Source organism: Desulfobaculum senezii, assembly GCF_054657395.1.
Genome location: NZ_BAAHYU010000002.1, coordinates 921,666 through 933,172, shown reverse-complemented (window position 1 = coordinate 933,172; position 11,507 = coordinate 921,666). Strand labels below are relative to the sequence as shown.

At 61.4% G+C, this 11,507-nt stretch carries 12 protein-coding genes; all 12 read right to left on the bottom strand.

Annotated features, from left to right (window positions below):
• Positions 1-132: 132 nt before the first annotated feature.
• Positions 133-870, bottom strand: coding sequence for a twin-arginine translocase subunit TatC (tatC, locus tag ACYQ2T_RS04940; RefSeq protein WP_459900086.1), 738 nt, complete (start codon positions 868-870; stop codon positions 133-135).
• 240 nt (positions 871-1,110) lie between these two features.
• Complete coding sequence (gene tatB, locus ACYQ2T_RS04935) at positions 1,111-1,434, bottom strand: Sec-independent protein translocase protein TatB (RefSeq protein WP_404844332.1); 324 nt, start codon at positions 1,432-1,434, stop codon at positions 1,111-1,113.
• Between the two features lie 75 nt (positions 1,435-1,509).
• Positions 1,510-3,063: a glutamine-hydrolyzing GMP synthase gene (gene guaA / locus ACYQ2T_RS04930; RefSeq protein ID WP_404844331.1), complete on the bottom strand. Its 1,554-nt coding sequence runs from the start codon at positions 3,061-3,063 to the stop codon at positions 1,510-1,512.
• Positions 3,064-3,093: 30 nt separating this feature from the next.
• Complete coding sequence (gene guaB, locus ACYQ2T_RS04925) at positions 3,094-4,608, bottom strand: IMP dehydrogenase (RefSeq protein ID WP_459898923.1); 1,515 nt, start codon at positions 4,606-4,608, stop codon at positions 3,094-3,096.
• 76 nt (positions 4,609-4,684) lie between these two features.
• The gene (locus tag ACYQ2T_RS04920) at positions 4,685-5,392 is read right to left on the bottom strand and encodes an ABC transporter ATP-binding protein (RefSeq protein WP_459898921.1); all 708 of its coding nucleotides are present in this window, start codon (positions 5,390-5,392) and stop codon (positions 4,685-4,687) included.
• The gene (locus ACYQ2T_RS04915) at positions 5,385-6,170 is read right to left on the bottom strand and encodes an ABC transporter ATP-binding protein (protein WP_459898919.1); all 786 of its coding nucleotides are present in this window, start codon (positions 6,168-6,170) and stop codon (positions 5,385-5,387) included. The genes ACYQ2T_RS04920 and ACYQ2T_RS04915 overlap by 8 nt, the downstream gene beginning before the upstream one ends.
• Complete coding sequence (locus ACYQ2T_RS04910) at positions 6,148-7,212, bottom strand: branched-chain amino acid ABC transporter permease (protein WP_459898917.1); 1,065 nt, start codon at positions 7,210-7,212, stop codon at positions 6,148-6,150. The genes ACYQ2T_RS04915 and ACYQ2T_RS04910 overlap by 23 nt, the downstream gene beginning before the upstream one ends.
• 66 nt (positions 7,213-7,278) lie before the next feature.
• Positions 7,279-8,172, bottom strand: a complete 894-nt coding sequence (locus tag ACYQ2T_RS04905; protein WP_459898915.1) for a branched-chain amino acid ABC transporter permease — start codon at positions 8,170-8,172, stop codon at positions 7,279-7,281.
• 242 nt (positions 8,173-8,414) lie between these two features.
• Complete coding sequence (locus ACYQ2T_RS04900) at positions 8,415-9,566, bottom strand: ABC transporter substrate-binding protein (RefSeq protein WP_459898913.1); 1,152 nt, start codon at positions 9,564-9,566, stop codon at positions 8,415-8,417.
• A gap of 429 nt (positions 9,567-9,995) precedes the next feature.
• Entirely contained in the window at positions 9,996-10,622 is a 627-nt protein-coding gene (locus tag ACYQ2T_RS04895) for a tetratricopeptide repeat protein (RefSeq protein ID WP_459898911.1), read from the bottom strand.
• A complete protein-coding gene (locus ACYQ2T_RS04890; protein WP_404844323.1) occupies positions 10,612-10,752 on the bottom strand; it encodes a CcmD family protein in 141 nt (46 codons plus the stop codon). Before ACYQ2T_RS04890 ends, ACYQ2T_RS04895 begins: the two co-directional genes overlap by 11 nt.
• Before the next feature lie 45 nt (positions 10,753-10,797).
• Positions 10,798-11,424, bottom strand: coding sequence for a cytochrome c biogenesis protein CcsA (gene ccsA, locus ACYQ2T_RS04885; RefSeq protein WP_404845207.1), 627 nt, complete (start codon positions 11,422-11,424; stop codon positions 10,798-10,800).
• Positions 11,425-11,507: the final 83 nt, after the last annotated feature.

Here is an 11,507-nt window from a genome sequence, read left to right as displayed (position 1 = left end):
AGCGAGATGCACAAAACAGCCCCTCAGGCCAGCACTTTGCGGCTGCGCGCAAAAAAGCGCCCCCTCCCGGTGGGAGGGGGCGCATAAAGGTCGCTTGGGCCATCTGGGCGCGACGAGGCGCACCCGGCGGCGCTAGGATTCGGATTCGGCGGCCTGCTGCTTTCTGGGCTCGGCCTTGCCAAACATCCACGCCACAACAATGCCCAGCTCATACAGGATGATGAGCGGTCCGGCCATGAAGCACTGGGACACGATGTCCGGCGGGGTCAGCACTGCGGAGGTGATGAAGGCCACCAGCACGAAGTACTTGCGCTTTTCGCGCAGCCACTTGGATGACACCATGCCAAGGCGGGCGAGGAAGAAAATAAACAGCGGCAGCTCAAAGGCCACACCAAAGGCCATGAGCAGCTTCAAACTGAAGGAGAGATATTCCTTCAGGCTCGGCAGCGGCTTGATGAGTTCCGTCTCAAAGCCCATGAAGAATTCAAAGGCGATGGGGAACACCACAAAGTAGCCGAAGCATGCGCCAGCTGTGAAGAAAATTGCGGAAAAGAGCGCGACGGGAATACCCCAGCGCCGCTCCTCCTTGTACAGTCCGGGCGCGATGAAGGCCCAAATCTGATAAAAGAGGTACGGACTGGTCAAAAAGAGTCCGGCAAAGGCCGAAAGCTTGATGTACGTGAAGAAGCCTTCCGGCAGGCCCGTGAAAATAAGGGTGGAGCCTTCGGGCAGGATGGGCTTGAGCGGCATCAGCAGATAGTCGAAAATCTGCTCGGCAAAGCCATAGCACGCAAACAGGCCCACAATGACGGCAATGACGCACCGCGTCAGCCGAATGCGAAGCTCCTCCAGATGGTCCAACAGGCCCATCTCCACAAGCTCATCGTCCTCAGCGCCTTCTTCTGCCGCGTCTTCTGCGGCGTCGTCAGCAGCGTCTGCGTCCTGAGCGTCCTCGCTTGCGGCGTCAGCGTCGGCTGTGGATTCGGTTGTGGTGTCGTCGTCTTCGGGGAGTTCCGCGGAGGGGTCGCCGTCGTCCTGACCATCCACGGGCAGATTCTGGTCCAAATCTTCAGGCTTGCGATCGTTCTCGCTCATGTGCTGGGTTCCCGCTTAGGCGTTCTTGGAGTCAGCCGCCGCGTCGGCGGATTCCGCCGTGGCTGCGGCGGTGGGCTTCTCGCTGTCTTCGGCCTGTTCGGCCTTGGGGCGAGGGGCGTCCTCGGGCTTGAGTTCGGCCTTGGCGCGGGAGGTCTGCTCCTGCTTTTCCACGCGGTCGACTTCGGCGTCGATGGTGCGCTTGACGTCGTTGGAGACGCGCTTGAATTCGCCCATGGCTTTGCCAAGGCTGCGCGCCATCTGCGGGAGCTTCTTGGGGCCGATGACCAGAAGCGCAATGCCCAATATCAGAAGAAGTTCGGTGCTGCCGATTCCAAACATGGTCCGACCTTGGTTGCAGAGTTAAAGGCGGCGACGCTGGCCGCGCCGCCGCCCTGTCAAACCGTGATTACGGTCTTATTCCCATTCGATGGTTCCCGGAGGCTTCGACGAAACGTCGTACACCACGCGGTTGACACCTTTGACTTCGTTAATGATGCGGTTGGACATGCGTGCCAGCAGTTCGGAAGGCAGGCGGGTCCAGTCCGCGGTCATGGCGTCGATGGAATCCACCACACGCAGGGCGATGACATGTTCGTACGTGCGATCATCTCCCATAACCCCGACAGTCTTCAAGGGCAAGAGGACAGCGAAACCCTGCCACACTTTCCTGTACCAACCGGCGGCGTGGAGTTCGTTCTGCACGATCTTGTCGGCCTTGCGCAGAATCTCCAGACGCTCCTCGGTGATCTCGCCAATGACGCGGATTGCCAGGCCGGGACCGGGGAAGGGATGGCGCCAGATGATGGAATCCGGCAGACCAAGCTCCACGGCCACGCGGCGGACTTCGTCCTTGAAGAGTTCACGCAGCGGCTCAACGAGGCCCATCTTCATCTTCTCAGGCAGGCCACCCACGTTGTGATGGCTCTTGATGACCACGCTGGGGCCACCCTTGAAGGAGATGGATTCGATGACGTCAGGGTACAGCGTGCCCTGCGCCAAGTACTTCACGTTGGGGATCTTGCTGGCTTCGCGGTCAAAGACCTCGATGAAGGTGTGGCCGATGATCTTGCGCTTTTCTTCGGGATCATCCACGCCCTTCAGCTTGTTCAGGAACTCGTCCTGAGCCTGCACCCACACAAGGTTCAGGTCGAAGTGCTCGCGCAGGTAGCCGATGACTTCCTCGCCCTCGTTCATGCGCAGCAGACCGTTATCCACAAAGATGCAGGTCAGGCGCTTGCCGATGGCCTTGTGCAGCAGCAGGGCAACCACGGTGGAGTCAATGCCGCCGGACAGGCCGCAGACCACGTGTTCGTCCTCGCCGATGGTGGCGCGCATGTCGGCCACGCAGGAATCAACGAAGGAGCTCATGGTCCAGGAGGCCTTGAGGCCAGCGACCTTGAACAGGAAGTTCGTCAGGATGAGCGTGCCGTCGTCGGTGTGGGCCACCTCGGGGTGGAACTGCAGGCAGTAGATCTTGCGATCAACGTCCGCCATGGCCGCAACGGGAACGTTGGGCGTGCGGGCCATGATCTCAAAGCCCTCGGGCACAGCGTCCACATGGTCGCCGTGGGACATCCACACAACGTGGTTGTCCTTTTCCGGCAGGCCGTCCCACAGGGGGCAGGAACCGGACAGCTCCAAGTCAGCGCGGCCGTATTCGCGGTCCTCGCTGGCGGAGACGCGTCCACCAAGATTATAGGCCAGAAGCTGCATGCCGTAGCAGATGCCAAGGACAGGCAGGTTCCAGTCGAGGATTTCCTTGTTCAGAACGGGGGAATCCTCGCCGGTGACGCTGGCGGGGCCACCGGACAGAATAATGGCCTGAGGGTCACGGGCCTTGATCTCTTCAGGGGTCGCCTCGCAGGTGAGGATCTCGGAGTACACGCCAGCCTCGCGCACGCGGCGCGCAATAAGCTGGGTATACTGGGACCCGTAGTCGAGGATGACGACTGAATCCACGTTTTGCATTGAGTAATCCGCCTTGTCTTCAGGGACGGGTTAGTAGGAATCCACCCGGTAGTTCGGGGCTTCCTTGGTAATGATGACATCATGCACATGCGACTCGCGCAGACCCGCAGGGGAAATGCGCGTGAACTGTGCCTTATCCTTGAGTTCCTGAATGGTGCCGCAACCGGTGTAGCCCATGCCGGAGCGCAGGCCGCCGAGCAGCTGATAGATGCTGTCGGTCACCGGGCCCTTGTAGGGCACGCGGCCCACAATGCCTTCGGGCACCAGCTTCTTGGAATCGTCGGAAAGTCGACCACCGGAGACAACGGCTTCCTGCTGTTCGGCCTGTGCCTGCTTCTCCTGGAAGTAGCGGTCGGAGCTTCCCTCGCGCATGGCGTCGATGGACCCCATGCCGCGATAAATCTTATAGGTCCGGCCCTGATAGAGAATAGTCTCACCCGGGCTTTCTTCGGTACCGGCAAACAGCGAGCCCATCATGCAGCAGTCCGCGCCAGCGGCCAGCGCCTTGACGACGTCGCCGGAGAACTTGATGCCGCCGTCAGCGATGATGCAGCGGTCAAATTCCTTGGCGGCGCGCACGCCTTCCATAATGGCGGAAATCTGCGGCACGCCCACACCGGCAACCACGCGGGTGGTGCAGATGGAGCCGGGGCCGATGCCAACCTTGACGGTGTCTGCGCCTGCGGTGAACAGGGCCTTGGCGCCGTCGTAGGTGGCCACGTTGCCGGCCACAATGCGGGCCTTGGGGAACTGACCACGCAGCGCCTCAACGGAGCGCAGAATGTTGGCGGAGTGGCCGTGGGCGGAGTCGAGGACGAGGAAGTCCACGCCGGCCTTCAGCAGGGCTTCGGCGCGCTGGTCCCTGTCCTTGCCAACGCCAATGGCGGCGCCAACGCACAGGCGGCCGTGCTCATCCTTGCAGGACATGGGATACTTTTTGATCTTCTCAATGTCCTTAATGGTGATGAGGCCGCGCAGCTTGTTCTGGTCGTCCACGACGAGGAGCTTTTCGATGCGGTTGGCGTGCAGGTGCTCTTTGGCTTCCTCAAGGGTGGTGCCGACAGGCACGGTGACCAGGCGTTCCTTGGTCATCACGTCGCTGACGGGGGTGTCCAGCTTGGTCACAAAGCGTACGTCGCGGTTGGTGAGGATGCCCACAAGCTGGTTATTCTTCACCACCGGCAGACCGGAAACGCGGTAGTCGGACATCACGCCCAGAGCCTGACCGACGGAAATTTCCGGGGGGATGGTGACGGGGTCGAGAATCATTCCGGACTCGGACTTCTTGACCTTTTCGACCTCAAGCGCCTGCTGCTCGATGGTGATGTTCTTGTGGATAACACCAGCACCACCATTGCGCGCGAGAGAGATGGCCATCTCGGACTCGGTCACGGTGTCCATGGCCGCACTGACCAGAGGGATGTTGAGCCGCAAGTCATTCGTCAGCTTGGTGCTCACGTCGACGGAATCCGGCAACACCTCGGAGTAGGCGGGCAGAAGCAGGACATCGTCGAAGGTCAGTCCTCTCAAAACAACTTTTTCCATGATTACGTTACTCCATGCGTCCTTGAAAGGTGGGGTCTGGGGCACGGGCAAGCACCGAAAGGGCGGGACCGACGCTTCAGTCCTCGCCAAGGTAGGCAGCCCGTACCTTTGGATCGTTCAGGAGTTCCTCGGAGGTCCCTTCCATTATCACCTGCCCCGTAGCAAGCACGTAGCCACGGTGGGCAACGGAAAGCGCCATCTGCGCATTCTGCTCCACCAGCAGCACGGTTGTTCCGGCGCGGTTAATTTGTCTGATGACCTCGAAGATATTTTCCACAACGATGGGCGCGAGTCCCAACGAAGGCTCGTCCAAAAGCAGGAGACGTGGCTGTGCCATAAGCGCACGCCCTATGGCAAGCATTTGCTGCTCGCCACCAGATAAAGTTCCGCCATGCTGACGGCGGCGCTCGCGCAAAACGGGGAACAAATCGTAGACCATGTCCGCATCGCGGCGAACGCCGTCCCTGTCTTTACGCAGATATGCGCCCATACGCAAATTCTCTTCCACCGTCAGTGCAGGAAAAATCATCCGCCCCTCCGGAACTTGCGTTACGCCGCGCGCCACAATCCGTTCCGAAGACATCCGGGTGATGTCGTCTCCCTCAAAAGTGATGCGCCCCTCGCGGACCGGGGTGACGCTGCTGATGCTCATAAGCGTTGTGGTCTTGCCCGCGCCATTGGCCCCGATAAGGGTCACAACCTCCCCGGCGCCTATGCGCAGGCTCACACCACGCAGCGCGTGGATGCTGCCGTAATAGGTGTGTATGCCATCCACTTCAAGCATGCGCGGCTCCCCGTCCAAGATAGGCTTCCACCACTTCCGGTGCTCTGCGTATCACATCCGGCGGCCCTTCGGCCAGCAGAATGCCGTGATCAAGGACCACCAGCCGCTGACAAATGCGCATAACCAGCTTCATGTCGTGCTCTATGAGCACCACGGTAACCCCGGCGTCCAGTATGCGATACACAAGGTCCACCAGCATTTGCGTCTCCTGCGGGTTCATGCCCGCCGCAGGCTCGTCCAGCATGATAAGGCGCGGGCGCGTCGCCAGCGCGCGGGCAATCTCCAGCCGCCGCTGGTCGCCATACGGCAAGGACGCCGCGCCGCTCAGCGCCACGTCGCCAAGGCCCACAAAATCAATCCACCGCATAGCCTCGGCCACAATGCGCCGCTCCTCCTCCCGCTGCGAAGCCGTGCGCAGCACCGCGCCCAAAAAGCCCCCGCGCGAGCGGCAATGGCACCCCACCCGCACGTTATCGAGCACCGTCAGGTCCGTGAACAGACGAATGTTCTGAAAAGTCCGCGCCACGCCAAGGGCGGTCACCTTCTCGGGCTTCATGCCATTCATGCGCACCGGGCCGTTTCCAGCGTCAAAAAGCACATCGCCGCGCGTTGGTTTATAGACGCCGGCGATGCAGTTGAACAGCGTCGTCTTCCCCGCGCCGTTCGGCCCGATAAGGCCCAATATCTCCCCGGGGCGCACGTCAAAGCTCACCTCGGCAAGGGCCATCAGGCCCCCAAATCGCTTGCACAGGCCATCAACCCGCAGCAGTGGTTCCACCGCTCTCCTCCTTATGCCGCGCGCTGGCGGCCCGCTCCTCAGCCCACAGCCCCTTGCCCCGTCCGCCGTCGGCAATGTTGGGGAAAAAGCCGCTGGGCTTAAACCGCATAATCAGCACCATGATGAGACCATAGGCAAGAAACCGCACCTCCGGCGGCATGCCAAGGGCGGGGAGCACCTCGCGCAGGACCTCGCCAAGGCAGACGAGAATAACCGCGCCCACCAGCGCCCCGCTCACATTGCCAAGTCCGCCCAGCACCACCATGCACAGCACAAGGAACGACTCCCAAAACTTAAACATGTCCGGCGACAGGAACATGGTCCACCGCGCAAAGAACGAACCGCCAAGGGCCCCAATACCGGCGGAGATGGCAAAGGCGAGGACCTTGTAGTTCAGGATATTCACGCCGCAGCTGGCCGCGGCCAGCGGGTCCTCGCGCAGGGCAAACCATGCCCGCCCAAGGCGCGAATCCTCAACCCGCCGCACAATGACGTACACCAGCGCCGCCATCGCCACCGCCAAGTAGAAATAGGGCCGCTCGCCAAAGAACTCCCAGAACCAGTCCTCATTGAGAAAGCTCAGGTCCAAGGACACCGGATCAATCCCCGGCAAACCAAGAGGACCGCGCGTCAGCCAAATTTCGTTGGTGAGGAACAGCACCACAAGCTCACTGAACCCAAAGGTGACAATGGCGAAATAGTCCCCGGTCAGCCGCAGGGTCGGCGCGCCAAGCAAAATGCCCCACAGCGCGCCATTGAGCGCAGCAAGGGGCACAATGAACCAAAACGGCATGCCATAATGGATGGTGAGCAGGCCCGAGGTGTACGCGCCAATGCCGTAGAACCCCACAAAACCAAGGTCCAGCAGCCCGCAGAAACCGGGAACGATATTCAGCCCCATGGCCAGCACCATGTACACCAGCACCAGCGTCATGACATGCATCACATACTCACTGGCCCACGGCAGCGCGGGATACACCAGCGCAAGGGCAAGCCCCACGCCCATCACGCGGCGCAAGATGCGCGTTCTGGCCGTGGTCATGACCGCCCTCCCCCTCTGCCAGCACTGTTCATACGCGTTGCTCCTTGTGCGCTTGTGGCATGCGCCCTACGCCTTATCCACAATGGACTTGCCCAGCAGACCCGACGGCCTGAACAGGATAACCGCGATCATCACGGCGTACGCCACGCCGTCGCGGTACAGCGACGACACGTAGCCCGCGCCCAGCGCCTCGGCCACGCCAAGGATAACCCCGCCCAGCATCGCACCGGGCACGGAGCCAATGCCGCCAAGCACAGCCGCGGCAAAGGCCTTCACCCCCGCCACATAGCCCATGGTGGGGTACAGCGTGTTGTAATAGACCGACACCAGCACCCCGGCCACCGCGCCCATGGCCGACCCAAGGGCAAAGGTGAAGCCGATGACAAAGTTCACGTTGATGCCCATAAGCGCGGCGGCGGTCTTGTTCTGCGCCAGGGCGCGCATGGCCGTGCCGATGCGCGTCCGGGCGATGATGAAGTACAGGACGGCCATCATGGTCAGCGTCACGCCGAAGATGAACACCTGCAGCCACGTCAGATGCACGCCGCCCATGTCGAGGGCTGTGGCCTTGAGGTAGGCGGGGACGGCTTCCTGCGCGAAGGGCTTGGGACGGCTCCCCCAGATGACCATGGCCAGATTCTGCAGGAAGATGGACATGCCAATGGCCGTAATAAGCGCCGCCAGACGCGGGGCCTTGCGCAAGGGGCGGTAGGCGACAATATCCAGCAGAATGCCCAGCACCGCGCAGCACCCCATAGCCAGCACCAACGCCAAATAAAACGGCATCCCAAACGCGGTGATGAAGGTGACGCAGAAAAACGCGCCCAGCATGTAGATTTCACCGTGGGCGAAGTTGATAAGCTCAATGACGCCGTAGACCATGGTATAGCCCACGGCGATGAGGGCGTAGATGACGCCAAGGGTCAGGCCGTTGACGAGTTGGGCGAGGAATTGCTCCACGGGGCCTCCTTGGCATATCGGTCACAGAGTCAAGCCGCAGGGAAAGGACGCAGAGGCGGCGGTTTTCCGGTCCGGCGCGGGGCGAGTCCACCCCGCCAACGCCGCCGCGCACCCACGACGGGGGACACAGGGACAAAGGAACAAAAACACAAAGCGCCAGCCCCCGCACCACCGTGCTCAGAACGTGCATGGGGCGGAAAGCGCCAAAGGGCCGGAAAGCAGCCGCTCCCCGGCCCCGTGCGTTACTGCATTTGCTCGGCGGGAACGAACGCGCCGTCCTTGACCATCTTCACGAAGGCGGGCTTTTGCGCGTCGCCATGTTCGTTAAAGTAGGTCAGCCCGGAGACGCCCTTGTAGCCCTTCTCCGGCGTATTCATCCCGGCCAGATAATCACGGACCTTACGGCGGTCCGCTCCGGCTTCGCTGATGGCCTGAAGCAGGATGCCCGCGGCGTCGTAGGCATTGGCGCTCATGTAGTCCACCTCGCGGCCAAAGCGGTCGCGGAAGGCGTCCATAAACGCCTGCGCCTCGGGGCCGGCCTCGGAGGCAAGGAAGGGCACCGTCAGGTACGTGCCCTCGGCGGCCTCCTTGGCAAGGGTGATGTAGTCCGCGTTGTCAAAGCCGTCCGCGCCAAACTTCAGGACGTCCAGCCCCACTTTTTTGGCCTGCCCGGCAATGAGCGCGCCTTCGTTGTAGTAGCCGGAAATAAACAGCCCGTCCGGACCAGCCGCCTTCAGCTTGGTCAGCTGCGGCGTAAAGTCGGGCGTGCCTTTGATGTAGGCTTCCTCACCCACAATGGTCAGCCCCAGCGCCATAGCCTGATGTTTAAAGGCGTCCTTGAGGCCGATGCCGTAGTCATTGTTCTCATAGAAGATGGCAATACGCTTGAGGCCCAGCTTTTCAGCGGCGTAACGGGCAAGAAACTTGCCCTGAAAGTCGTCGCGGTACACATCGCGGAAGGACCAGACCAGCCCCTTTCTGTCCTTGTTCTGATAGCTGATGGTCACGTTGGTCGCCGTGGGGGATATGGTGGGGATGCCGCGGCGGACGTAGGTCGGCAGCGCCGCAAGGTGCGCCGAGGAGCACAGGTGCCCCACCACGCCGACGATGTCGTCGTTACGGGCAATCTTGGCGGCGACGGTGGCGGCTTCCTTGGGGTCGCAGAGTTCGTCAAGGTAGACCACCTCTACCTGCGCACCGTTGATGCCGCCTGCGGCGTTCACTTCATCGACCTTCATCATCACCCCGGCCTTGACGTTGTCGCCATACGGAGCAAGGGGACCGGTAAAGGGCGAGGCACAGGCAATGGTCACCGTTTTCGCCTGAGCGGCCCCAGCCAGCACAAGCAGTCCCACCAGCGCAACACACACTCCCAACAGACCTTTCATCCGCATAACGCTCTCCTCCGCGCGGCTTCGCTTCCGTCCGCGACCAGTCAAGATTGCGCCGCCCCAACACACAGGACAGGCTCTGAAGACGGGGTACACTTTTCCACCATGTATAGTGGTGCCACACCGCCCACACCATGTCAATCGGAGTAGTCAAAAATCAACACAGATACAGGACACTTGCGCCACACTCCACGCACAAAAAAACCTACACAGCATTTAATGCAGACAGCACAGCGCATGAACCACCCAAAACAACGCCTCACAGCGTGCACGAACGCCCGTTGACGTTCACCATCCTTCTTTAGCATCCGAGGCGCAGGCCCATATGCGCCTCTGCGGCCATTGCCGCGCGCTCCCGTCCATCGCGAACAAAAAAAAGGGAGGAACCGTCAAACGGTTCCTCCCTGCTCTTCTTCAGCGCTTCGCGGGGGATTAGTGCAGGTGCTTCAGCTGCTCCTGCGCTTCCTTGCGCGACTCGTCGGGGACGCCCTCGCCATTGGCGACAGCCTCAAAGTGCTCCCGCGCTTTCTCGGGCTTTTCGAGGAAGTGGGCGTACACAATGCCGAGGTTGTAGTGCGAAATATAATCGCCGGGCTCCAGCGCCACCACGGTTTCAAACTTTTCCGCGGCTTCGGCGTAGTGCTCCATGTTGAACTCCGTCAGCCCAAGCAAACGCAGAATCTGCTTGTTGGCGGGTTCCACACTCAGGCCGCGCTCCAGCAGGGCCTTGGCGCGGTCCCACGCCTTCATGCGCATAAACTGCTCGCCCAGGGTATGCAGCACGTGCACGTCCTTGGGGTTTTCTTCCAGCTTGGCCATCAGGGCCTTAATCATCTCCATGGATGCGCCGGACATGGCCTGCCCACCGCCCTGCTGCGAGCCGGTGTGCTCCACATGCTGCGTCAGGGACGGATGCTTGGCGCGGTAGACGAGGGAACCGGCGAACAGTGCCACCAGCCCTACTGCCATCAGCAGCAGGAGAACCTGTCGGCCGCCCGGCCCCTGCGCATTCTGCGGGGCGGAGGCGGTGTCATTGGCCGTCGTTTTCTTAGCTGTCATCGTGAATGTGCTCCATCTGCCGAAGCCGGGTCTCGAAGCGGCGCTGCTTTGCGCCAAGCAGCAGCAAATAGCCGCCCACTCCAAGCCAAACAGCCACATTGGCGGTCAAAAGGTATCCGGTGTAATCCATGACGAACTCCCCGCCCCCACTTCGTCGGAGGCCGTGTGTTGTCGTTTAGTGCATTCCGCCCTTGGCAAGGGCGTCGAGTTTCTCTCCGGCTGCAAGCTGCCGCGCGCGGATGGTAGTCACGCACAGCCACAAAAGGCCATAGGCGGCAAGGGAGACAAAGAGCGTTGTCAGCATTTCCGGCTCCAGCCCGCCACCCTGCTTGGCAAAGACTGCCGGATGGATGCTCCGCCACATACGGGCGGAGTAAAAGACCAACGGCACGTCCAAAAAGGCGACAATGCCCACCACGGCGCAAACCGTGGCGCGGCGCTCCTCGCCAATGCCGCTGGCGCGCAGGATAAGGTACGCGCAGTAGACGAACCACATAATCAGCGTGGTGGTCAGACGCGGATCCCACGTCCACCACACGCCCCATGAGGCGCGGCCCCATACGGAGCCCGTCACCAGCGCAAGGCCCGCAAACAGCACGCCCACCTCGGCGGCCGCACCGCCCAGATGGTCAAAGCGCGATGTCCGTTTCAGCAGAAACAGCACCCCGGCCACAAACACGACGAAGAAGCTAAACAGCGCCCACCATGCAAGGCCAAGGTGAAAGTAAAAAATCTTCTGGACCGGACCAAGGGTCTCCTCCACGGGGGCGTACACCCAGATGAACCACTGGCTCACGGCCATGGCCAGCGCGCAGGCGACTGCGGCAAAGGGAAGCCAGTTCGTGCGGCTGTTCACTCGTTCTCTCTCCGTTTGGGTAGGTCGTC

Bases quoted from the DNA above. Each gene is read 5' to 3' on its own strand.
- tatC (WP_459900086.1), bottom strand. From the start codon at position 870: ATGGGCCTGTTGGACCATCTGGAGGAGCTTCGCATTCGGCTGACGCGG.
- tatB (WP_404844332.1), bottom strand. From the start codon at position 1,434: ATGTTTGGAATCGGCAGCACCGAACTTCTTCTGATATTGGGCATTGCG.
- guaA (WP_404844331.1), bottom strand. From the start codon at position 3,063: ATGCAAAACGTGGATTCAGTCGTCATCCTCGACTACGGGTCCCAGTAT.
- guaB (WP_459898923.1), bottom strand. From the start codon at position 4,608: ATGGAAAAAGTTGTTTTGAGAGGACTGACCTTCGACGATGTCCTGCTT.
- ACYQ2T_RS04920 (WP_459898921.1), bottom strand. From the start codon at position 5,392: ATGCTTGAAGTGGATGGCATACACACCTATTACGGCAGCATCCACGCG.
- ACYQ2T_RS04910 (WP_459898917.1), bottom strand. From the start codon at position 7,212: ATGACCACGGCCAGAACGCGCATCTTGCGCCGCGTGATGGGCGTGGGG.
- ACYQ2T_RS04900 (WP_459898913.1), bottom strand. From the start codon at position 9,566: ATGCGGATGAAAGGTCTGTTGGGAGTGTGTGTTGCGCTGGTGGGACTG.
- ACYQ2T_RS04895 (WP_459898911.1), bottom strand. From the start codon at position 10,622: ATGACAGCTAAGAAAACGACGGCCAATGACACCGCCTCCGCCCCGCAG.
- ACYQ2T_RS04890 (WP_404844323.1), bottom strand. From the start codon at position 10,752: ATGGATTACACCGGATACCTTTTGACCGCCAATGTGGCTGTTTGGCTT.
- ccsA (WP_404845207.1), bottom strand. From the start codon at position 11,424: ATGGCCGTGAGCCAGTGGTTCATCTGGGTGTACGCCCCCGTGGAGGAG.